Below are 22,538 nucleotides of genomic sequence, written 5' to 3'. Positions count from 1 at the left end.
AATTGAGCTTTAGAATATCAGTTCATCAATTGACTGTATTTTTTTCTATTTTCCCACAAAATCCAAAGTAAAATTACAGCGAAAACCAATCCTGGAACAATTCCGGCAGGATCATGGTGAAAATGATGCGCTAAAATTCCAATAATAATTGGTAACATAACTAATGCACCAACTGCTCTTGTTTTTGGAAGTAATACTAAAAGTCCTCCTACAATTTCTGTAATCGCAATGAGAGGCATTAACCAACCAATTTTGCCAAAAGCATTGAACATTTCTAGTTGTTCTGGAGTTAGTTTTGGCGTTGGCATAAAGTTGAAAAATTTATTTGCCCCGAAAATAATCATTCCCACTCCGAAGAGAATGCATAAAATGTTGTAAACTGTTTTCATATAATTTAATTTGATGTGAAGTAAAGATATAAAAAAATCTCTCAAAATTTTTGAGAGATTTCTATTTTAAAGTTTCTAAGAATTATAGTGAATAATTCGGAGCTTCTTGTGTGATAATTACATCGTGAGGATGAGATTCCTTCAATCCAGAACCTGTAATCATCACCATTTTTCCGTCTTTTTGTAAAGTTTCTATATCTTTTGTTCCGCAATAGCCCATTCCAGCTCTAATTCCACCAGTTAATTGGAAGATAACGTCTTCTAATTTTCCTTTGTATGGAACTCTTCCTTCAATTCCTTCTGGAACGAATTTTTTGGCTTCACTTTGGAAATATCTTTCTTTTCCACCACGTTTCATGGCAGAAAGACTTCCCATTCCTTGATAAGATTTGAATTTTCTACCTTGGAAAATAATTTCTTCACCTGGCGCTTCTTCCGTTCCTGCTAAAAGTGAACCGAGCATTACTGCACCAGCTCCAGAAGCGATGGCTTTTACAATATCACCAGAAAGTTTAATTCCACCATCTGCAATTACGGCTACATTATATTCTTTAGCTTTTTCATAAACGTTATAAATTGCCGAAAGTTGAGGAACGCCAACTCCCGCTACAACTCTGGTAGTACAGATAGAACCAGGACCTACTCCTACTTTTAGAACATTTGCTCCAGCTTTGATTAAAGCTTCGGCTGCATCTGCAGTAACAATGTTTCCGCCTACAATATCTAAATCTGGAAAAGCATTTCTAATTTCTGTAATTTTATCGAGAACACCTTTAGAATGACCATGCGCTGAATCTACTGCGATAATATCTACACCAGCTTCTACTAATGCTGCAACTCTAGTCATTGTGTCATCTCCTACACCAACTCCAGCTCCTACGATTAATCTTCCGTTTTGGTCTTTATTGGCTTGAGGATATTCTAATTGATTGTCTATATCTTTTATGGTAATTAATCCTACTAAATGATTTTCTGAATCTACAATCGGAAGTTTTTCTATTCTGTTTTTAAGCAAAATTTCTTTGGCTTGCTCTAAGTTGGTAGATTTATCAGAAGTGATAAGATTTTCTTTGGTCATCAATTCTTCTACTTTTGCAGAAAGATTTTCTTGATATTTTACATCACGATTGGTGATGATTCCAATTAATTTATTGTCTGTATCTACTACTGGAAGTCCAGAGATTTTATATTTCGCCATAAGTTCCTTGGCTTCAGCCAAAGTATGATCTTTAGAAAGCGTAACAGGATCAGCAATCATTCCGTTTTCTGAACGTTTTACACGGTTTACTTGTGCCGCTTGTTCTGGAATAGGCATGTTTTTATGAATAAAACCTAAACCTCCAACTCTGGCAATAGCAATCGCCAAATCTGCTTCTGTAACGGTGTCCATCGCCGCGGAAACGATAGGAACATTGAGCGTGATTTTGTCTGAAATTCTAGATTTAAGAGAAACTTGATTGGGTAAAACTTCTGAGTAAGAAGGGATAAGAAGCACATCATCAAAGGTGATGGCGGTTTCTACGATTTTGTTGTGAATAGACATCTTTACTTTCTTTGCAAAATTAAACGTTTTTTTTTAATCATGAAAATTAAATTTTCTTAATAAAAAAGCTTCCTAAATTTTAGGAAGCTTTTATCTATTTTTAAGATAAATCCACATTGATTTATTAAGGATTTCGTTTTTTTCTGGGTTTATTCCTTTTAGAATTGCCCAATACGTTCCTGTAGGTAATTTTCTATTTGATAAATCTTTTCCATCCCAATAAAATGGTTTTCCTACTGTATATTGATATACTTTGCTGCCATGTTTATCAAAAATCATTACTTGTAAATCTTGATAGTTTTCTAAAGATTGGAAGTTCCAAAAATCATTATATCCATCATTGTTAGGTGTAAAAGTATTAGGGAATTCAGCTGTATCTGGAACATTGGTTGGAGGTAATTCAGGCTGGTTTAGTTTAACTTCAACTATTTTGGAACAGTTATTAGTATTGGTGATTTTTAAAAAAACACTTTTTTGAGTAGTAATGAAATTTTTTGGCGAAGAAATTTCATTAGAGGCATTGATTGTATTGGTTTTGTAAAACTTTAAACTCAAAGAATTATCATCATTCAGAACAGTGGACTGTAATAAATTATAAATAAATTTATTTTTATCAATTCCGATTGGGTCTATAGGTGAAAGAATTGGAAAGTTTGGCGCTTCATATACTTTAAATTTTGCAGTAATAATTTCATAAAATCCATTATCTGCAGTTATTTTATATACAATTCTGTTTTCGCCAGAAAAACTTTCAGAAATTTTTACTGAAATATCGGTATCTACCACTTTTGCTTCTCCTTGAATTGGCGGAGTGATGATTTCTGTTTTTATTACTTCAAACTTGGTATTCGGAGGACTAAATTGTGGTAGTATTGTAAAATCTTTACCTGAACAGATATTATCAATTATTTTTTCGGTTACTAGATAAGGACATTTGTCTACAAAGATTTCATTTGTAAAATAAGAAAAGTCACCATAAGCATAAATAAGTTTACATCTATAAGTTCCCGCTAAAGATGGTAAAAATGTAGGAGAATTGGCTCCAGGTATGTCTATGCCATTTAGTTGCCATTGAATTTTCTCAAAATTTATATTGCTTACAGAGAGGATAACGGTTTCTTCAATACATCTTCCATTTTTGGTGATATAAGGGTCATTAGAAAATCCAGTATAGCTACTTGCAAAACCTGTGAAAGGTTTTCCGCCTACTACATCTATATTTAGAGATTTGTCAGAACTGATATTAACATCTCCTACTTGATATAAAAGAGTATTATATTTCCATCCATTTTTTCCATGCATCTCAGAACCACTAGGAAGTGGAAAGCCATTCACATAGATTTTTGCAGCTTCAGGACTTTTTACCGTGATTTTTACATCATTACGAAATTTGCCTATTCTTTCTACGGATGGTACTTGGATAAGGTTTGGTTTTTCGTGTGGATAATAGTCTATATCTAAAGGATAAGAAAATGTCATTCCACTGGTTTTGCCTGTTTGTGGAGTAACTGGACCTTTCGGCATATCGTTATATCCTCCAATTAATTGAAATACATAGGCAGGCTTAGAAGTTCTTATATACATTCCTTTTGTAGGCACTTGTTTAGGTTCTGCATTTACAAAAGTTTGTTCGCTACCAGGTAAAAATTTATTAGGAAATGGGCCTAAAAAATATTTTCCTTCATTTAAAGTAACGGTAGATTTGGTTTCATTATTAAAAAAAACTTCCGTATTATCTTTAGTAGCTACTATGATTACTTTTTCCATAGAAGCTTCTACTACAGTCATTCCATTTACTACGAAATATTCTTTTCCTATCTTGGTTGTGGGAACTGATTGGTCTAAATTAATGTTACCACCTGAATCTCCAATATCTTGACTTAAAAAATTACCATTATTTACAACGATAGGTTTGTCAGAAATAATTTTTGCACCTATTAAATTAGGGTCATTGTCATCTAATACAGGATGTGGAGGATTTGGATCTTTATTATCCTTTTTAAGTGCAGCGATAATGTAAGCTTCTCCTTTGTTTAGAATGATATTTGTAATGTCATCTGTGCTCCCATCTGTAAAAGTTAAATTTTTATTATAATTAAATACTTTAATTTTAGTATTATCTTCTGTTGCCAAAATAGAAGCTTGATAGTTCATTTTGGGAGCATTTAAAGTGTTCGGCGGTTCGTTTGGACTTTCATACAGAAGAACTTGGTCATTTACCACATAGAATTCTTTTCCCAGTGCTGATTTCCCTTTGGAAGCCATAATTTCTGAATAGGTATCTTGTACTCTAAGACTTGCATAGAAACTTTGTTCTCCTGCAATATAAATTCCCATGGTAGTAGCAGACATGGTTCTTTTTGCTACATTGGTTCTTATCATAGAATCATCTTTTAAGGTGTATTCTATAGGCTGAGCATTGCTTAATGTTACAGAATCTATAAGTTGATTATGATTGTAAATATTAACTTTAAAAGGTTGAGTTTTATCTGTAGAAAGATATATTTTAATCTCAGAAATAGCAGTTCCACTCACACTTTGAAAAAAAGGAGGGAACCAGTGTTCTAAATCTAATTGTGCTTTGACAGGAATTGCTGAAAAAGTAAAAAAGATGAAGAATATGATAAATTTTCTAATCATTCGATAAAGATAAGAAAATTAATTTCGGTTTTTTACAATAATCCAGTTTTTATAAGTAACCTTAGTGTTGGTGTCAGGCTCTATCCATTCTAAAACATACCAATATGTTCCCGTGATAATACTTCTTCCGTTTTCTGTTCCATTCCAAATGTAATTGGATTGTTTTTCACTAGAGTACACTTTTTTCCCAAATCTATCAAAAATAGAAATTTTCACGTCTTTTTTCACTCGTAAATCTGAGTAATCTAAGACGTCATTTATTCCATCACCATTTGGAGTAATGGCATTAATAATATTAATAATGGTAAATTCATATTCAACAGGTGTACAGACATATGCATCTCTTACGTAGACTTTTTGTATACCATATCTCAGATTATAAAACATGTTCGAGGTCTGCCAATTGATTTGGTCTAAAGAATATTCATAAGGTGCAGTTCCTCCTGAAACATTTACGGTAATGCTGTTTCCTTGTTCTATCACGCTGTCAATTACAGGGTCTACTGCTTCTGAAATCGTAAAAGATTGCTTGTAAACACAACCATTTGTAGAAGTAAGTTCTACATAATGCGTTCCTACTCCATAAGTAGCGGTTTGTAATGTAGCACCTTCAGTTCCGTTGCTCCACTTGTAATAGGTGAAACCAGTACCAGCGTCTACAACAGTAGTTGTATTCTTACAAATTGTTTTATTTTGAAGAGTAGTAGAAGCTTTTGGAGTTTTAATATTTACGGTAACTTTTGCCCAATTCGGACAAGAATTTGACTTTTCGAATCTTAAGAAATAAGTTTCTGTTGAAGTAATATTTTGTGTACTCGAAATAGGATTGGCATTATTTTTCGCATCATTTTCAGAGTTGAAATAAGTGATGGAAACGCTATTGTCCGTGGTAAAGAAAGACTCAAATGTTTTAAGATTTACAGATTTTATAGCATCTAAATCATCGTCACAAACCTCTTGAGAAAGAGTAGAAGTTAAGACAGTTACTCTATTCCCAAATTTGAAATCCATTGGATAAATCTGGGCAGGACAATAATCAGATTCTATTCTTACAAAAATAGTAGTGTCTGTAGAAAATGACCAAGAATTATTTAAAACATTCGCGTTTCCAGCATTTGCATCGGTAATATTTGCATAATATTTAACTCGATAGATTCCAGGATTTAGAAGAATTGCAGCAGTAACATTGTTGAGATTGACTTCGATGGTTCCATCTAAATTTTGGTCACAAATGGTAGCATTGAATTTAGAAGTATCAACAATGGCTTTTGGAGATTCTACAACTTTTACATTTTGAGTAAACGTACACGAATTTGGAGAAGTCAGCACAACAGAATAATCACCTTTTCCTACAGTAATGGTTTGAGTTGTAGCTCCATTGCTCCAAAGATAAGAAGTAAAACCGGTTCCTGCATCTAAAGTTGTGGTGCTTCCTTCGCAGACGGTAACTTGTGCTGGAAGTGTAGTAGATGTATTGGGTTGCCAGAAATTAAGCGTAAGAGCAGCAATGTTATCACAAATTCCAGATTTTTTTATTCTTATATAGAAAGTAGTAGTTGCGGTTAAATTCTGTGAAGAAGCAATAGGATTTTGTTCTAAATCTGCATCATTTTTGGTAAGATAAAATTGGTGTGTATATCCAATTTCTGAGGTAAGTTGAGGTAAATAAGTCGCTAGATTTACCGCTTCTGTATTGTTAAAATCACCATCACAAATTTGAGAAGTAGCGTCTGTAACTGAAAGTTTGTTTCCAATTTTAAAATCCAAAAAGCCAGTTGCATTGGTACAGCCATTTCTAGAAGCTACTAAAATGTAAACTCGGGTTGATGTAGTATAAGTCCAATTTTTTGGTAACGCAGGGAAATTAAATCCAGGGTTGTCAAAATAATAAATGTCAAAATCTGCTGAATTATTTACAATGGTTTTAGAAATTTCATCGAAATCAGGTTCGTAAAGTCCGTCAAAATCAGTATCGCATAAAGTAGAATCAAATTTTAGCGTATCAATATTTGGAATAGGATAAAAATTCAAATTTATCTCTGCCATTTCTGTACAACCATAGCTGTTTGTCACTTTTGCATAAATCGTTTTTGGGATAGAGTTATAGCTGGTGAAATTGGCAATAGGATTAGAGAACGTTTTCGTTGCGGCATCATAATTTTCAAAATATTCTACCTTGGTAATGTTGGTGTCATTAGAAACTTTGGCTTGTGTAAGGTCAAAATCCCCTGTTTTATCGGGTTTAATACAAGCAAGCGCTTCACCAGTGATGGTTTTTAATCTATTGACAATAATATTTACTGTTACAAATTCTGTATCTGGATAATTAGGGTCTGTGCCAGAAAAAGAATAGGTAAAAGTATCTGAAATTACAGTAGTATCCGTTAAAGTATAAGTTATTTCGCCTGTAGTAGCATCTATAGTAGCGGTTCCGTAAGATGGGGCTTTTGTAATTTTTATAGAGCTAATATCTATAGTTTGGGTAGATGTAGAAAATTTAGGAGTGATTTTATAGGTAGGAGCACAGTCGCTTACTTCTATCGCTAACGTCGTTTTAAAAGGACATCTTTGAAATTTAAAAATAGGAGAGTCAAGGCTTCCACAACTGGCTTTGGTAATTTTTACGTAGTAATCTCCACTTTCTGTAGGAGTGATGATGTAGGTATTTGCTCCAGGTCCTGTATAAGGATTACCGTTATAATACCATTGATACCCATCATAAGTATTGTCTACTTCTAATGTTACATTTCCTTTTTCGCAATCGCCTCCTTTGGAAATAATGGGAACGGAATTGAATCCTGCGAAATAACCACCGTAACCTACTGCACCATTACCAGCAGCAATTCCTGCAGTAACAGATCTAGTAGATTTTATAGTAACATTTCCCGAAACATTGGGAACTACATAAGTTTCCCAAGCAGAGTTTCCACTTAACGCAAATGGTCCAAAGCTGGAGTTAATTGGAGTTCCGTTGATAGAAACAGTTGCTCCTTTTTCGGTAATAATATTGAGTTTTGTGTTATAATAATTTTCAAAATAAGAGCGATATGGCATTTCACTTACAAAACCAATTTCATCAATATTACTCGGAAGATAACAGCTAAGTGCTGGAATAAAATTAAAACCGCCCGTTGCAAATTCTGGAGTTCCATCGGCTCCATCAGTTCCTGCTAAAAACTGATATACATAAATAGGCTTGGTAGATTTGATATACAAGTTATAAATGTTGCCACTAGGATTATAAAAATTTCCTCTTATGAAATAAAATTGTCCTTTGCTAAGAGTAGTAATAGGAGTATTGGCTCCATTTACGTAAACTTCAGTGTTATCTTCTGTGGCAATAACAAGAGATTTTTCTGTGTAACCATTGGTTAATCCATTTGCAGTTCCGTTACCTTTTAGCACTACATATTCTGTCCCTAATCTGTCTGTAGGTGCAGATTGGTCCATTAAAATATCATAATTCGCTTTATTTTCTGCAAGGCTAAGGAAATTTCCATTGGTCACCGAAACTGGTTTGTCAGCTGACAAGTTTGCACCAATAAGACCATCTAAATTGGCAGTTGCATCAGAAACACGAGTTTCAAAAATATAAGATTCACCTTTATTAAGAATGATGGTTTTTTCATCATCAGTAGTTCCGTCTGAAAAGATAACATCTTTATTGTAACCACTAAGTTTTATCGAAGTATTGTTTTCTGTAGCGATTACACTCGCTATAGCGTTTAAACCATTTCTATTAGCTACATTATTAGGAAGGTATTGTTCTCCCATTCCTATATAAAAGTTTTTTCCTAATGCAGATTTACCTTTAGAAGTGAGAATTTCGGCATGGTTAAAGACAGAAAATCTTAGATTGGCAAAGAATTTTTTTTCTCCTACTAGATGTAAACCTAGAGTAGCTTTTGCATTGATTTCTGTATTATCACTGGTGATAATATACTCTCTGGGAATAGAAAATTTCTGAGGACTTCCTTTGCTCAGATTGTTTATGGTTCCTATGACGATATTATTGTTGTAAATGTCTACTTTAAAAGGAGTAGTTTCATTAGTGGAAACATAAATATATTGTTGAGCTTCAGAACCATTAGATGCATCTGCCATTGGTGCAAACCAATGTTCTGTATCAAATTGAGCGAAACTTTTCGTGATAAAAAATAAGAATAGTAAAAAAGTAAATAATTTCTTCATTTGTTAAAAAAAACTTAACAAATGTAATGTTTTTTTTCGGGAGAATTTTAATTTCTATTTTTTAGAAGAATCCAACCTTTATTATTTATTTTAATGCCGGTATCAGGTTCTGTCCATTCTAGAATGTACCAATATGAACCACTAGGAAGAGGCCTTCCGTTTTCTGTTCCATCCCAAATGTAGCTAGTAGAATTTTCATTGCTGAAAATTTTCTTTCCAAAACGGTCAAAAATGAGAATTTTCACCTCTTTTTTCACTCGTAAATCTGAGTAATCTAGGACGTCATTTAATCCGTCTCCATTTGGAGTAATGGCGTTAAGTAGCTTAATGATGGAGAATTCATATTCTTTAATGGTACATTTTTTACTGTCTCTTACGTATACTTTCTGAACGCCTCTCTTGAGATTGTAAAAAATATTAGAAGTCTGCCAATTGATTTGGTCTAAAGAATATTCATAAGGCGCAGTTCCACCAGAAACATTTACAGTAATGCTGTTTCCTTGTTCTATCACGCTGTCAATAGTAGGTTCAGACGCAGCGATGATTTTCACATTTTGTCTATAAATACAACCATTAGATTCTAAATCAACAAAATATTCCCCAATTCCTTTGGTAACCATTTGGGAAGTTTCACCAGTGCTCCATTTATAACTGTCAAAGCCAGTTCCTGCATCTAAAGTATACGTTGCATCTTTACAAATTTCTACATTTTGAAGAGTCGTTGAAGCTTTTGGTGTTTTAATATTTACGGTAACTTTTGCCCAATTCGGACAAGAATTTGACTTTTCGAATCTTAAGAAATAAGTTCCTGTTGAAGTAATATTTTGAGTGCTCGAAATAGGATTGGCATTATTTTTCGCATCATTTTCAGAGTTAAAATAAGTGATGGAAACGGTGCTATCTGTGTTAAAGAAAGACTCAAATGTTTTAAGATTCACAGGTTTTATAGCATCTAAATCATCATCACAAACCTCTTGAGAAAGAGTAGAAGTTAAGACAGTTACTCTATTCCCAAATTTAAAATCTAGAGGATAAATCTGAGCAGGACAATAATCAGATTCTACCCTTATAAAAATAGTAGTGTCTGTAGAAAATGACCAAGAATTATTTAAAAAATTCGCGTTTCCAGCATTTGCATCGGTAATATTTGCGTAATATTTAACTCGATAGATTCCAGGATTTAGAAGAATTGCAGAAGTAACATTGTTGAGATTTACTTCGATGGTTCCGTCTAAATTTTGGTCACAAATGGTAGTATTGAATTTAGAAATATCTACAATCGCTTTTGGAGATTCTATAACTTTTACATTTTGAGTAAAAGTACACGAATTTGGAGAAGTCAGCACTACAGAATAATCACCTTTTCCTACAGTAATGGTTTGAGTTGTGGCTCCATTGCTCCATAGATAAGAAGAGAAACCAGTTCCTGCATCTAAAATTGTAGTACTTCCTTCGCAGACGGTAACTTGTGCTGGAAGTGTAGTAGATTTATTAGGTTGCCCGAAATTAAGTGTAAGAGCAGCAATATTATCACAAATTCCAGATTTTTTAATTCTTACATAGAAAGTAGTAATTGAGGTTAAATTCTGTGAAGAAGCAATAGGATTCTGTTCTAAATCTGCATCATTTTTGGTGAGGTAGAATTGGTGTGTATATCCAGTTTCTGATGTAAGTTGAGGCAAATAAGTCGCTAAATTTACCGCTTCTGTATTGTTAAAATCAGCATCACAAATCGTGGTAGAATAATTAGTCACTGAAATTTTATTCCCGAAAATAAATTGAATAGGTTGAATTTCCGGAGCGCAAACACCATTTTCTACCCTTACATAAATGGTGATGCCTGTATTGTATGACCAATTATTGGGCAAAGTATTGGCGTTGCCAAGAGTAGCGTCTGTTAAATTTTGATAATATTTGACTACAAATTCTGGTTTGTAATTGGTAATAATAGTAGCATTTAAGTCATCTAATTTAATTGGGATATTTCCGTCAAAATTAATATCGCAATTCGTGAAAGTTTTTGGGGCTATTTTAGCTTTTTCAATGTATTCTACGGTGATAGAGCCTTTTAAATTACAGCTAGAAGATGAAATATTCACTTCATATCTGCCTTCCGAAGTTACAGTATAAGTTGCAGAAGTTTCTCCAATTAATATATTTCCGTTTTGATACCATTGATACGTTGCGCCAGAAACAGTAGCATCTAAAGTTAAAGTACTTCCTTCACAAAGCGGATTGTTGGTTGAAATCAATCTGTCTGGTCCTAAATCTTTACTGCCAACAAAACTTCCAGCTTTTAGAATCACTCCAGAATCGTATAAACCGTTTCCTTGGTCTGCAATCACGAGTTTTATGTGGTATTTAGTGCCGGGAATTACGTCTGTTTCTGCGGTGAGAATGGCCGTTTGTCCGTTAAAACTTGTGGGACTTCCATTGGGATTGTAATGTCCAAAATATTGTGAATTGCTTTCTTGGCATCTTCCACCTGGTCCTCTTACCGTTTCAGAAGTGATAGGGGTATTGGTGTTAGGAACTAGAGCTAAATTTTTATAATTGGAGTCTGTAGTTTTTTTAATTAAAAATGCAAATCCATCTGTATAACCGCAAGTTCCAGGATCACCTTGTCTTAAATACTGTTCCGAAAGAAACATGTAATCAAAACTAATTTTATTAGTATTCGGAATGAAATCAAATTCCAAAATAGTAGCATTGGTAGTATTAGAAATTCCTGCAGCAGTTTCTAAATCATTGTCTCCATTCCATCCAGAATTATTTCCAAAACTTTGAATTCCTGTAAATGAACCAGGAGAATTGGCAGCATCTCCAGAAGTAAGAAGTATTCCTTCGCTAATTTCGAATCCAGAACTATTGGCATTTACATATCCATAACTTTTTATTCCGCCAGAATTATAACCGGTTACTGAAACATTAGACACAGATAAACAAGTGTTATTGGTGCCAATAAGTTTATCCACTAAGTCATTTGCCGTGAAAGAAGTGTTTACATTAATGTATTGAGCATTAATGAACGTGATGAATAGTAATAATATGAAACTAAGATTCTTAGACGAATTCATTTTTATAAAATGGACAGCAAATTTACTTTATTATTATCAATAATGCATAAAAAAACTCTGTAAGAAATTCTTACAGAGTTTTTTATGAGTTAAGTATTTAAAAAGAATTAAGAAAGAGCAACTCTCTTGAATCCTGTTACTTTTAAATCTCCGTTTACAGATTTTACGAAATCAGCTACAGACATACCTCCATCTTTAATGAAAGCTTGGTGTACTAAAGTGTTTTCTTTGTAGAATTTCTGCATTTTTCCTTTAAGGATATTGTCAATAATGTTTGCAGGTTTTCCTTCTTTAGTTAAGATATCTCTTTCGATTTCTAATTCTCTGTCAATAACTTCTTGAGAAACTTGAGTTTCGTCTAAAGCGATTGGGTTCATAGCAGCAACTTGCATTGCTACAGATTTAGCAGCATCTTCTGCACCTTCTACATTAGCAGAAAGAGAAGTAAGCGTAGCAATTTTATTACCAGCGTGGATGTAAGAACCTACGAAATCACCTGCTAATTTTTCAAAAGCACCGATTTCAATTTTCTCACCGATTACTCCTGTTTGTTCAATTAATTTTTCAGCAACTGAAATACCATTATAGTCAGAAGCTAAGAAATCTTCTTTAGAGTCAAAATTAAGCGCTCTTTCAGCGAAATCATGAGCTAATTTTACGAAGCTTTCGTTTTTAGCAACGAAGTCAGTTTCGCAGTTTAATGCGATTACAACACCTGCAGTGTGGTCAGCATTTACTTTAGCAATTACAGCTCCTTCTGTAGATTCTCTATCTGCTCTGTTAGCAGCTACTTTTTGTCCTTTTTTTCTAAGGATTTCAATAGCTTTTTCGAAATCTCCTTCAGCTTCTGTAAGCGCTTTTTTGCAGTCCATCATACCTGCACCTGTTGTGTTTCTAAGTTTAGCTACGTCTGCAGCAACTGGTGTATACATAATTGAAATTTTTTGTTTATTATTGTGGTATAAATTTTGATTTGCAAAGATATGAAATTTCGTGTAAACTAAAAATAGGGTTTTTGCGTTATATTTCTAAAAATAATTGATAATAAACTGAAATGAAAAACAAACTTTTACTTCTTATTTTGCTAGTCTTTTCCACCTTTTTGTTTTCGCAAACTTCTCAGGAATTAGACAAAGCGATGCTGAGTAAAGACCCTAATGTGATTGCAGAATTTATTAAAAAGTATCCTAATAATAAAAACACTCCTTTTCTTCAAAGAAAGCTAAACAGTATGACTGGGAGTGGAAATGCAGCCGCTAAACCGAGTATACAACCGTTGAATACCGAGAAATTAGAAAAACAGGTAGAAAAAAGTGAGGCGAAAGGAGAACCAGATGCTAAAGCAAAACGTACTGCCGAAGTTCTTACGCATTTATTTAATAATGACCCCAATAAAAAAGATGCTTACGTTTTGATTAGAAATAAATCTGAATGTAACCTCATTGTAAAATTCGAAGGAAAAAAATTCTATAATCTAGATGTTCCTAAAATGGGTGAAAATTATATTATGGTGCAGAAAGGAACGTACAGAATTACCACGATGATTTGTAATGCGCAATACGCATCTGTAAAAAATGTTACTCAAGATATAGAAATCAACTTGAATGCAGCAAAAAAAGTCAGAAAATAATTTCTGACTTTTTTATTTCAATATTTTTAGAAAAATTAACCTACAAATCTACCCATTGCAATAAATTTCTCTTGTCTATGATTTACTAATTCATCACCAGTGAAATTTTTGAGAGATTTGATATTGGTTAAAATATTTTTCTTCACATTATTATAAGCTATTTGAGGGTCGTAATGAGCTCCACCAAGAGGTTCTTCTATAATACCATCAATGATTTTTTCTTTTAGCATATCTTGTGGAGTAAGTTTTAATGCATTGGCAGCAGTTTCTTTGTGCTCCCAGCTTCTCCATAAAATAGAAGAGCAACTTTCTGGAGCAATTACAGAATACCAAGTATTTTCTAGCATGTATACCTTATTTCCTACACCAATTCCTAAAGCACCACCAGAAGCACCTTCTCCAATGATAATGGTGATAATAGGCGTCTTCATTTGGCACATTTCATAGATGTTTCTAGCAATGGCTTCACCTTGACCTCTTTCTTCGGCTTCTAAACCAGGATAAGCTCCAGGAGTGTCAATGAAAGTAACAACAGAAATTCTGAATTTTTCTGCCAATTTCATTAATCTAAGCGCTTTTCTGTAACCTTCAGGATTACTCATCCCGAATCTTCTGCGCTGTCTTTCCTTAGTAGTTCTTCCTTTTTGAGTTCCGATAATCATTACACTTTGACCGTCTATTTTTGCAAGACCACCTACCATTGCAGGGTCATCAGCAAAATTTCTATCACCGTGTAATTCTACAAAACTATCTTTGTCTACAATTCCATTAATAAAATCTAATGTGTAGGGTCTGTCTGGATGACGTGATAGTTGAACTCTTTGCCAAGGCGTAAGATTTCCGTAGATTTCTTTCTTTTTTTCGATGATTTTGTCTTCAATTTGGCTGCAAGCCAATTTCATATCTACACCGCTTTCTTCACCAACTAAAGAACAAGTTTGGTATTGTTCCATTAACTCCTTAATTGGTAATTCAAAATCTAAATATTCCATTTTTGTTTAGAATTAATCCTCCAAATGTAGTAAAATTTCTTGTTTGAAAGAATTATTTTATTTTTTCTATGGCTAATTTTAGCCTTGTTAAACTTTCTTCTTTGCCCAAAATTTCTAATAAATCTGGCACGTCTGGTCCTTTTAATTCCCCTACTAGAGCGAGTCTAAGTGGCATCATAACTTTTCCAAAACCTAAACCTTTTTCTTCTACTAAATGATGAATTTCTTCCTTCAAAATTTCGGATTTAAATTCTGTAGTGTTTAATTTTTCTGAAAGTTCTGTCATGATGGAAGCTGTTTCTTCATTCCAAGCTTTTTTCACTGCTTTTTCATCGTATGCAACAGGTGCTTCAAAGAAAAATTTTCCTTGAGCATAAATATCTTTCACGAAAGTGGCTCTTTCTTTCATTAAGCCAATGATTTTTAATAATTTTTCGTCTGAAAGATTGATGTTTTTGGTTTCTTCTAAATTTTTAAAACCTTCTAAAAGCTCTTCATTAGGCTGTTTTTGAAGATATTGATGATTAAACCATTCTGCTTTTTCTTTAGAAAATCTTGCGCCCGCTTTGTGAACTTTATGCAAATCAAATTCTGCAGCCATTTCTTCTAGACTTAGGATTTCTTTATCATCTGAAGGCGACCAGCCTAAAAGTGCCAAGAAATTTATAAAAGCTTCAGGCAAATAGCCTTCTTCTTTGTAACCTTTATACGTTTCGCCAGTTGCTTCGTCATAAAAATTCATCGGGAATACTGGGAATCCAAATTTTGCGCCGTCTCTTTTGCTTAATTTTCCTTTTCCTTCTGGTTTTAGAATTAAAGAAAGATGGGCAAATTCTGGAGCGCTCCAACCCATTGCTTCATATAATAAAATGTGTAAAGGCATTGAAGGAAGCCATTCTTCACCACGGATTACGTGTGTGATTTCCATTTCGTGGTCGTCTATAATATTGGCGAAATGATAAGTTGGCATTCCATCATTTTTTACTAAAACTTTATCGTCTAAAGTATTGGTGTTTACAGAAGATTTTCCTCTGATGATGTCTTCTAAATTTACAATTCTATCAATCGGCATTTTAAATCTTACTACATAAGGAACGTTCTGATTGATGAGTTCCTGAGTTTCTTGTTCAGAAAGTGTAAGACTATTTCTCATACTATTTCTGGTGAAATTATTGTATGAAAAAACTTCGCCTTTTGCTTCGTATTCTGCTCTTACTTTTTCTAATTCTTCAGGAGTGTCAAAAGCAATGTACGCATAATCTGTTTTCAAGATTTCTGCGGTGTATTTGTCGTAAATGTCTCTTCTTTCTGACTGTCTATAAGGTCCGTAGTTTCCTCCATGAATTGGGGATTCATCTGGAATAATACCGCACCATTCTAGAGCTTTCATAATGTATTCTTCTGCACCTTCTACATATCTTGCTGTATCTGTATCTTCTATTCTCAGCACGAAATCTCCGCCTTGATTTTTGGCAAAAAGATAATCATATAACGCTGTTCTTACTCCACCTAAATGTAAAGGTCCGGTTGGACTTGGTGCAAAACGCACTCTTACTTTGCTCATTTTTTAGAAATTTTAAGTTGCAAATTTACGATTTTTATAGTTTTCTGATTATTATACAGTACCTAAAATTTTTATTTCTTAATTTTGCATTCTAATTTAAATTTAAAAGTATGCTAGAAATTGGAGAAAGACCTTGGGGAAAATATTTTGTATTGCAAGATGAGCCTAATTTTAAATTAAAGCGAATAGAAGTTTTGCCTAATCAAAGACTTTCTTATCAATACCATCATCATCGTCAAGAATTTTGGACAATCGTAGAAGGAGAGGCGGTAGTAGTATTAGATGGCGAAGAAAATTTCTTACAATATGGGCAGAGTATTTTTATTCCTCAAGGAGCTAAACATAGAATAGAGAATCGCAGTGATAAAGTTTTGGTTTTTGTAGAAGTACAAACTGGAACTTATTTTGGCGAAGATGATATCGTAAGAATAGAAGACGATTACGAAAGAAATTAAAATTGAAAATCCCGAAATACTCGGGATTTTTTTATTTTTTATAATTCAAGATTACTTTTTCTATAATGGCAACACATTCTAACAGTTGGTCTTTGGTAATCACCAATGGTGGAGCAAGTCTTATAATATTACCATGAGTAGGCTTTGCTAATAAACCATTTTCTGCAAATTGCATGCAAAGATTCCATGCAGTAGGTGACTCTGGAGTGTCATTCACCAAAATAGCATTCAATAAACCTTTTCCTCTTACGTGATAAATCAAATCTGTCTTTGCAATAATTTTCTGAATTTCAGCACGAAAAAATTTCCCTAATTCTTCTGCTCTTTCTGATAGTTTTTCTTCTTCTACTACATCAAGGGCAGCTACTGCAACTGCGCAAGCTAATGGATTCCCTCCAAAAGTAGAACCATGCTGACCAGGATGAATAACTTGCATAATGTTATCATTTGCCAAAACAGCAGAAACTGGATACATTCCTCCAGAAAGTGCTTTTCCTAAAATAAGAATATCTGGCTGAACATTTTCATGGTGACAAGCGATTAATTTTCCTGTTCTAGCAATCCCTGTTTGAACTTCGTCTGCCACGAAAAGAACATTGTGTTTTTTACATAATTCTGAAGCGTTTTTTAAATATCCTTCATCTGGAACATATACACCAGCTTCTCCTTGAATAGGTTCTACTAAAAATGCGGCGATGTGTTCTGCTTCATCTTCTAAAACCTTGGCTAGTGCTTCAATATCGTTATAAGGAATTCTTAAAAATCCGGGTGTAAATGGTCCGTAATTATTGTGTGCATCTTTGTCATTAGAAAAAGAAACAATCGTGGTAGTTCTTCCGTGGAAATTGTTTTCACAAACGATTATTTTAGCATAACCATCTTTAATCCCTTTCACTTCGTAACTCCATTTTCTAGCGAGTTTAATGGCAGTTTCTACTGCTTCTGCACCAGAATTCATCGGGAGAACTTTGTCAAATCCAAAAAGAGAAGTGATTTTTTTCTCGTATTCTCCTAAGTTTGAATTGTAGAACGCTCTAGAGGTAAGAGAAAGTTTATGAGCTTGTTCCGTAAGTGCTTTTACAATTTTTGGGTGAGAATGTCCTTGATTTACTGCAGAATATGCTGATAGAAAATCAAAATATTGTTTCCCTTCTACATCCCAAACATATACACCTTCACCTTTTTCTAATACAACAGGAAGCGGATGATAGTTGTGAGCACCATGTTTATCTTCTAAATCTATATAATATTGAGCGTTTTTTGTAGACATAAATGTATTATTGAATTTTTACAAATTTACATTTTAATTTTAGAATTTTTCAATAAAAAAAGTTGCCTTTTTCAAGACAACTTTTTCATTTATTTAAAACATTTTAAATAATGTTTTCGTAAGATTTATCCATTACAAAATCTTCCATAAATTTAGTAGTGTAGTTTCCTGCAAGATAATCAGGATGTTCCATCAATTGTCTATGGAAAGGAATAGTCGTTTTAATTCCTGCGATATAGAATTCTTCTAATGCACGTTTCATTTTTGCAATTGCTTCTTCTCTAGTTTGTGCTGTAGTAATGATTTTAGCGATCATAGAGTCGTAGTTAGAAGGAATGGTATATCCTTTGTAAACGTGAGTATCTACTCTTACTCCGTGACCTCCAGGAATATTCAATTCAGTAATTTTTCCAGGACTCGGACGGAAATCATTAAAAGGATCTTCCGCATTAATTCTACATTCTATAGAGTGTAATTTTGGATAGTAATTTTTACCAGAAATTGGTTGACCAGCAGCTAATAAAATTTGCTCTCTAATCAGGTCAAAATCTACTACTTGTTCAGTAATAGGATGTTCTACTTGAATTCTGGTATTCATTTCCATGAAATAGAAATTTCTATGTTTGTCTACTAAGAATTCTATAGTTCCTACACCTTCATAACCAATATATTCTGCAGCTTTTACAGCAGCTTCTCCCATTTTTTCTCTCAATTCTTCGGTCATGAATGGAGATGGAGTTTCTTCAGTTAGTTTTTGGTTTCTTCTCTGAACAGAGCAATCTCTTTCTGAAAGGTGACAAGCATTGCCATATTGGTCTCCAGCAATTTGAATTTCGATATGTCTTGGTTCTTCAATAAGTTTTTCCATATACATACCTCCATTTCCGAAAGCTGCTGTAGCTTCTTGTACAGCAGAATCCCATAAATCTCTTAGGTTTTCTGCTTTCCAAACAGCACGCATTCCTTTTCCACCACCACCAGCTGTAGCTTTAATCATTACAGGATAGCCAATTTCTTCGGCTAATTTAGCGGCGGTTTCATAGTTAGGAACTAAACCATCAGAACCAGGAACGCAAGGAACACCAGCTTCCTTCATGGTAGATTTAGCCGTAGCTTTGTCTCCCATTTTTTCTATTTGCTCTGGAGTAGCACCAATGAATTTTATTCCATTTTTTTGACAAATTCTTGAGAAATTTGCATTCTCTGATAAGAATCCGTAACCAGGATGGATAGCATCTGCATTGGTAATTTCTGCAGCAGCAATGATATTAGAAATTTTGAGATAAGAATCTTTACTTACAGGTGGTCCTATACAAACAGCTTCGTCTGCGAATCTCACATGCAAGCTGTCTTTGTCTGCAGTAGAGTAAACTGCTACCGTTTTGATTCCCATCTCTTTACAAGTACGAAGAATCCTCATAGCAATCTCTCCACGATTGGCAATTAATATTTTTTTGAACATCTTTTTAGAAATTTTAAATTTTAAATTTTTGAATTTTAAATTATTTTAAAATGAAAAAGATTCACTTAAAATCTATAATTTATAATTTAAAATTACTTATGATGGGTCTACTAAGAATAACGGTTGGTCATATTCTACAGGAGAAGCGTCATCTACTAAAATTTTAACAATTTTACCAGAAACTTCTGCTTCAATCTGGTTGAATAATTTCATTGCTTCGATTACACAAACCACTGTGTCATTTTTTACTTCACTACCTACATTTACGAATACATCTTTGTCTGGAGATGGTTTTCTGTAGAAAGTGCCAATCATAGGAGATTTAATGGTGATGTATTTGCTGTCATCAGAAGTTGATTCAGCTTTTGTTTCGGTAGCAGTAGCAGCTGGAGCGGCAACTGGTGCAGCTGCAGGAGCTTGATAAGCTACAGGTTGAGGTACATAACTTACTGCTTCACTACCAGCAAGTGGAGTTTTTATGTTGATTTCGAAATCTTTTGTTTTGTATTTCACTTCAGAAACACCAGCTTTTGCTACGAATCTTATAAGATTTAATAATTCTTTAGAGTCCATATATATAATTTTTTACGGCTTCAAATATAGTAATAAAACAACAAAAAACCATTCAATTTTTTATATAAATAGAATGGTTTTTTTATCGAAAAGAAAAAAGCTACGCTTTTTCTTAATTAGTCTTCAGTAGTTTCTACTTGTTTCTCTAATACTACTTTTCCTCTGTAGTATAGTTTTCCTTCATGCCAATGTGCTCTGTGATACAAGTGTAATTCACCTGTAGTTGCATCTTTTGCTAATTGAGGAACCACAGCTTTGTAGTGAGTTCTTCTTTTATCTCTTCTAGTAGATGACTGTCTTCTTTTAGGATGTGCCATTTTGTAATTCTTTAAACTTTATGTAAGATTTCTATTTTTTGTCTTTTAATTTTTTCAAAGCTTCCCAACGAGGATCTATTTCGTGGGTTTCTTCTTCTTCTTCTTCTATTTCTTTGGGACTGAATTTTTCGATGAGTTCAAAATCTTCTTCTTTTACATTAGGAGAGATTTTTTTCATAGGAATAGATAATATTACTGCTTCGTAAATAGCCTGAGAAATGTTAAAAGCACTATCTCCTTGTGGGATGGTAATTACTTCTTCATTACTATCATCATATTCTTCTCCGAATTTTACCAAGAATTTTATTTCGTTTTCTATAGGATGAGTAAATGTTTCGCTGGTGATGTCACAAACTAAATTTACTGTTCCATGGATTTTAATCAGGAAATCTAAAAAGGTAGAGTGCTTTTCTAATAGTACATCTACGTCTATTTTAGCGCCTGAAAACTCTTGTTCAGTCTCGAATAAATCAAAGAACGCTTGTTCTACTTCAAATTTAAATTCGTGCTTTCCAGTCTTAAGCCCTGAAAATGCTACGTCATAATTTCTAAATTTGTCCATAAAAAATGGTGTGCAAAAATAAGTTAATTTTTTTAAATAACAAAAGTTTTATTCATTTTCTTCTGGTAAATCTTCATCTATACCATTGTCGTGAGCTAAAACTCTTGGTTTCAAGCGGTTTTCTATGAGGTCTTGATACTCGTTTCTATTTTTAAAAATTTTAATCGCTGTAAAAATAGCCTCAGAAAAAGATTGCTCATCTGCTAAATTTTTACCTGCAATGTCATATGCTACACCATGATCTGGCGAAGTTCTGATGAAAGGCAATCCTGCAGTGTAATTTACGCCTTCTTCATAAGCTAATGTTTTAAAAGGAGCTAATCCTTGGTCATGATACATTGCTAGAACAGCATCAAATGAACTGTATTTCTCTGGTTGGAAGAAGCTGTCTGCAGGGAAAGAGCCAAAAGCTAAAATTCCTTCGTTAAATAATTCTTTGATAGCAGGTTCTATAATTTCTATTTCTTCTTTGCCAATTGCACCGCCGTCTCCAGCATGAGGATTAAGGCCTAGAATAGCAATTTTTGGTTTTTGGATGCAGAAATCTTCAATCAATGATTGGTTGAGAACTCTCACTTGTTCCTTTATTTTTTGTTTAGAAATATTTTTAGAAATTTCTGAAACAGGAATATGATGCGTAGAAACTGCAACTTTTAATTTTTCGGTAACGAGGAACATAAGTCCTTTTTTGCCGAATTTTTCTTCAAAATAACCAGTATGACCAGCATGTTTGAAGCCTTGCTTCATCATCTCGTCTTTATTGATAGGAGCGGTTACCAAAACATCTATTTCGCCTTTCATTAAAGCATCTGTAGCGGCTTCTAAAGAATCTATAGCCATTTTAGTAGATTCTTCAGTAGGTGTACCGAAGTCTACATTTACATTGTCTTTCCAGAGATTTACAATGTTGAGTTTTCCGTTAGCGGCTTCTTTGGCAGTTTGTACATAATTAAAAGTGGTGTTAATCTTAAACACATTTTTTTGGTAAGAAAATAATTTTCCAGAACCGAAAATTACTGGAGTGAAAAAGTCAGTAATGTTTTTATCTTTCAGTGCTTTTAGGATGATTTCTACGCCTATTCCGTTAAAATCTCCCACTGAAATTCCTACCTTAATTTTATGGTGTTTAGAATTCATTTTTAATTATCTTTGAATTTTAAAAAAAGATTGTTACAAATTTAGTGATTTTTAATTTATAAATCTTTAATCTAATATTTTTAAACTTTAACTTATATAAACAAAATATGTTTACAGGAATAATTGAAGCGACAGGAAAGGTAGAAAAATTGGAAAAACAAGGGACTAATGTTGTCTTTACTTTTAGCGGTCCTTTTACACAAGAACTTAAAGTAGACCAGAGTTTAGCGCATAATGGTTGTTGTCTTACTGTAGAATCAATAGATGGTGAATTGTACACGGTTACGGCGATTAATGAAACGCTAGAAAAAACCAATTTGGGCGAATTGAAAGTAGGGAGCATAGTAAACTTAGAGCGTTGTATGAAAATGGATGGTAGGTTAGATGGTCATATTGTACAAGGTCATGTAGATAAAATTGGCTCAATTGTTGCTATCGAAAATATTAACGGAAGTTATTATTTAACATTTACTTACGAAGAAGATGGTTCTTTTACCACAGTTCCGCAAGGTTCTATTACTGTAAATGGAATTAGTTTGACTGTTGCTGATAGCAAAGAAAATCAGTTTTCTGTGGCGATAATTCCGTACACTTGGGAACATACCAATATGAATACTTTAAAAGTGGGAGACCGTGTAAATTTAGAATTCGATATTATTGGAAAATATGTAGCCAAGCTTATGAAAAGATAAAAGATGGCATTACATAGCTATAGCTTAAGAACTAAAATTTTTAT

The 22,538-nt window shown here is 33.5% G+C and carries 17 protein-coding genes; 3 read left to right on the top strand and 14 right to left on the bottom strand.

Features of this window, described 5'->3' with window-relative positions; all coding sequences use genetic code 11:
• Positions 1 to 17 precede the first annotated feature (17 nt).
• The 6 genes from ACT53I_RS09280 to tsf all read right to left on the bottom strand — a co-directional run bounded on the left by ACT53I_RS09280 (position 18) and on the right by tsf (position 12,772).
• Entirely contained in the window at positions 18 to 389 is a 372-nt protein-coding gene (locus tag ACT53I_RS09280; RefSeq protein WP_424308179.1) for a DoxX family membrane protein, read from the bottom strand.
• 82 nt (positions 390 to 471) lie between these two features.
• Positions 472 to 1,932: an IMP dehydrogenase gene (guaB, locus tag ACT53I_RS09275; RefSeq protein WP_069798834.1), complete on the bottom strand. Its 1,461-nt coding sequence runs from the start codon at positions 1,930 to 1,932 to the stop codon at positions 472 to 474.
• Between the two features lie 90 nt (positions 1,933 to 2,022).
• A complete protein-coding gene (locus ACT53I_RS09270) occupies positions 2,023 to 4,572 on the bottom strand; it encodes a T9SS type B sorting domain-containing protein (protein WP_476079446.1) in 2,550 nt (849 codons plus the stop codon).
• A gap of 18 nt (positions 4,573 to 4,590) precedes the next feature.
• Positions 4,591 to 8,763 (bottom strand): T9SS type B sorting domain-containing protein, encoded by a 4,173-nt coding sequence (locus tag ACT53I_RS09265; protein WP_476079445.1) that lies wholly within the window; start codon positions 8,761 to 8,763, stop codon positions 4,591 to 4,593.
• A 47-nt stretch (positions 8,764 to 8,810) separates the two neighbouring features.
• Complete coding sequence (locus ACT53I_RS09260) at positions 8,811 to 11,840, bottom strand: choice-of-anchor L domain-containing protein (protein ID WP_476079444.1); 3,030 nt, start codon at positions 11,838 to 11,840, stop codon at positions 8,811 to 8,813.
• 107 nt (positions 11,841 to 11,947) lie between these two features.
• Positions 11,948 to 12,772 (bottom strand): translation elongation factor Ts, encoded by an 825-nt coding sequence (gene tsf, locus ACT53I_RS09255; protein WP_069798828.1) that lies wholly within the window; start codon positions 12,770 to 12,772, stop codon positions 11,948 to 11,950.
• A 122-nt stretch (positions 12,773 to 12,894) separates the two neighbouring features.
• On the opposite strand from tsf, the gene ACT53I_RS09250 reads away from it, so the two are divergent.
• Complete coding sequence (locus ACT53I_RS09250; RefSeq protein WP_476079443.1) at positions 12,895 to 13,470, top strand: DUF6759 domain-containing protein; 576 nt, start codon at positions 12,895 to 12,897, stop codon at positions 13,468 to 13,470.
• Positions 13,471 to 13,505: 35 nt separating this feature from the next.
• Here ACT53I_RS09250 and ACT53I_RS09245 read toward each other — a convergent pair whose 3' ends face one another.
• On the bottom strand, positions 13,506 to 14,462 hold the full coding sequence (locus tag ACT53I_RS09245; protein ID WP_476079442.1) for an acetyl-CoA carboxylase carboxyltransferase subunit alpha: 957 nt from the start codon (positions 14,460 to 14,462) through the stop codon (positions 13,506 to 13,508).
• A 52-nt stretch (positions 14,463 to 14,514) separates the two neighbouring features.
• Positions 14,515 to 16,026 (bottom strand): glutamate--tRNA ligase, encoded by a 1,512-nt coding sequence (gene gltX / locus ACT53I_RS09240; RefSeq protein WP_476079441.1) that lies wholly within the window; start codon positions 16,024 to 16,026, stop codon positions 14,515 to 14,517.
• A gap of 110 nt (positions 16,027 to 16,136) precedes the next feature.
• On the opposite strand from gltX, the gene ACT53I_RS09235 reads away from it, so the two are divergent.
• Positions 16,137 to 16,481: a phosphomannose isomerase type II C-terminal cupin domain gene (locus ACT53I_RS09235; RefSeq protein ID WP_213196828.1), complete on the top strand. Its 345-nt coding sequence runs from the start codon at positions 16,137 to 16,139 to the stop codon at positions 16,479 to 16,481.
• 31 nt (positions 16,482 to 16,512) lie between these two features.
• On the opposite strand, the gene rocD is transcribed toward ACT53I_RS09235, so the two are convergent.
• From rocD to pdxA, 6 genes are all read right to left on the bottom strand, one after another.
• A complete protein-coding gene (gene rocD / locus ACT53I_RS09230) occupies positions 16,513 to 17,751 on the bottom strand; it encodes an ornithine--oxo-acid transaminase (RefSeq protein ID WP_476079440.1) in 1,239 nt (412 codons plus the stop codon).
• Positions 17,752 to 17,854: 103 nt separating this feature from the next.
• Positions 17,855 to 19,213 (bottom strand): acetyl-CoA carboxylase biotin carboxylase subunit, encoded by a 1,359-nt coding sequence (accC, locus tag ACT53I_RS09225; RefSeq protein ID WP_374450045.1) that lies wholly within the window; start codon positions 19,211 to 19,213, stop codon positions 17,855 to 17,857.
• Positions 19,214 to 19,309: 96 nt separating this feature from the next.
• Positions 19,310 to 19,786, bottom strand: a complete 477-nt coding sequence (accB, locus tag ACT53I_RS09220) for an acetyl-CoA carboxylase biotin carboxyl carrier protein (protein WP_104793908.1) — start codon at positions 19,784 to 19,786, stop codon at positions 19,310 to 19,312.
• 116 nt (positions 19,787 to 19,902) lie between these two features.
• A complete protein-coding gene (rpmF, locus tag ACT53I_RS09215) occupies positions 19,903 to 20,103 on the bottom strand; it encodes a 50S ribosomal protein L32 (protein ID WP_069797844.1) in 201 nt (66 codons plus the stop codon).
• Between the two features lie 31 nt (positions 20,104 to 20,134).
• Positions 20,135 to 20,665: a YceD family protein gene (locus ACT53I_RS09210; protein ID WP_476079439.1), complete on the bottom strand. Its 531-nt coding sequence runs from the start codon at positions 20,663 to 20,665 to the stop codon at positions 20,135 to 20,137.
• A 48-nt stretch (positions 20,666 to 20,713) separates the two neighbouring features.
• Positions 20,714 to 21,802, bottom strand: a complete 1,089-nt coding sequence (gene pdxA, locus ACT53I_RS09205) for a 4-hydroxythreonine-4-phosphate dehydrogenase PdxA (RefSeq protein ID WP_424304973.1) — start codon at positions 21,800 to 21,802, stop codon at positions 20,714 to 20,716.
• Positions 21,803 to 21,909: 107 nt separating this feature from the next.
• On the opposite strand from pdxA, the gene ACT53I_RS09200 reads away from it, so the two are divergent.
• Positions 21,910 to 22,494 carry a riboflavin synthase gene (locus tag ACT53I_RS09200; protein ID WP_476079438.1) on the top strand — a complete coding sequence of 195 codons (585 nt, stop codon included), beginning with the start codon at positions 21,910 to 21,912 and terminating at the stop codon, positions 22,492 to 22,494.
• The last annotated feature ends 44 nt before the right edge of the window (positions 22,495 to 22,538 follow it).

It is taken from the genome of Cloacibacterium sp. DMC96, from assembly GCF_056313765.1.
This window is presented reverse-complemented; position numbering and strand designations above follow the sequence as displayed.

Bases quoted from the DNA above. Each gene is read 5' to 3' on its own strand.
- ACT53I_RS09265 (WP_476079445.1), bottom strand. From the start codon at position 8,763: ATGAAGAAATTATTTACTTTTTTACTATTCTTATTTTTTATCACGAAA.
- ACT53I_RS09280 (WP_424308179.1), bottom strand. From the start codon at position 389: ATGAAAACAGTTTACAACATTTTATGCATTCTCTTCGGAGTGGGAATG.
- accB (WP_104793908.1), bottom strand. From the start codon at position 19,786: ATGGACTCTAAAGAATTATTAAATCTTATAAGATTCGTAGCAAAAGCT.
- guaB (WP_069798834.1), bottom strand. From the start codon at position 1,932: ATGTCTATTCACAACAAAATCGTAGAAACCGCCATCACCTTTGATGAT.
- pdxA (WP_424304973.1), bottom strand. From the start codon at position 21,802: ATGAATTCTAAACACCATAAAATTAAGGTAGGAATTTCAGTGGGAGAT.
- gltX (WP_476079441.1), bottom strand. From the start codon at position 16,026: ATGAGCAAAGTAAGAGTGCGTTTTGCACCAAGTCCAACCGGACCTTTA.
- ACT53I_RS09245 (WP_476079442.1), bottom strand. From the start codon at position 14,462: ATGGAATATTTAGATTTTGAATTACCAATTAAGGAGTTAATGGAACAA.
- ACT53I_RS09200 (WP_476079438.1), top strand. From the start codon at position 21,910: ATGTTTACAGGAATAATTGAAGCGACAGGAAAGGTAGAAAAATTGGAA.
- ACT53I_RS09260 (WP_476079444.1), bottom strand. From the start codon at position 11,840: ATGAATTCGTCTAAGAATCTTAGTTTCATATTATTACTATTCATCACG.
- accC (WP_374450045.1), bottom strand. From the start codon at position 19,213: ATGTTCAAAAAAATATTAATTGCCAATCGTGGAGAGATTGCTATGAGG.
- rocD (WP_476079440.1), bottom strand. From the start codon at position 17,751: ATGTCTACAAAAAACGCTCAATATTATATAGATTTAGAAGATAAACAT.
- ACT53I_RS09270 (WP_476079446.1), bottom strand. From the start codon at position 4,572: ATGATTAGAAAATTTATCATATTCTTCATCTTTTTTACTTTTTCAGCA.
- ACT53I_RS09250 (WP_476079443.1), top strand. From the start codon at position 12,895: ATGAAAAACAAACTTTTACTTCTTATTTTGCTAGTCTTTTCCACCTTT.
- rpmF (WP_069797844.1), bottom strand. From the start codon at position 20,103: ATGGCACATCCTAAAAGAAGACAGTCATCTACTAGAAGAGATAAAAGA.
- tsf (WP_069798828.1), bottom strand. From the start codon at position 12,772: ATGTATACACCAGTTGCTGCAGACGTAGCTAAACTTAGAAACACAACA.
- ACT53I_RS09235 (WP_213196828.1), top strand. From the start codon at position 16,137: ATGCTAGAAATTGGAGAAAGACCTTGGGGAAAATATTTTGTATTGCAA.
- ACT53I_RS09210 (WP_476079439.1), bottom strand. From the start codon at position 20,665: ATGGACAAATTTAGAAATTATGACGTAGCATTTTCAGGGCTTAAGACT.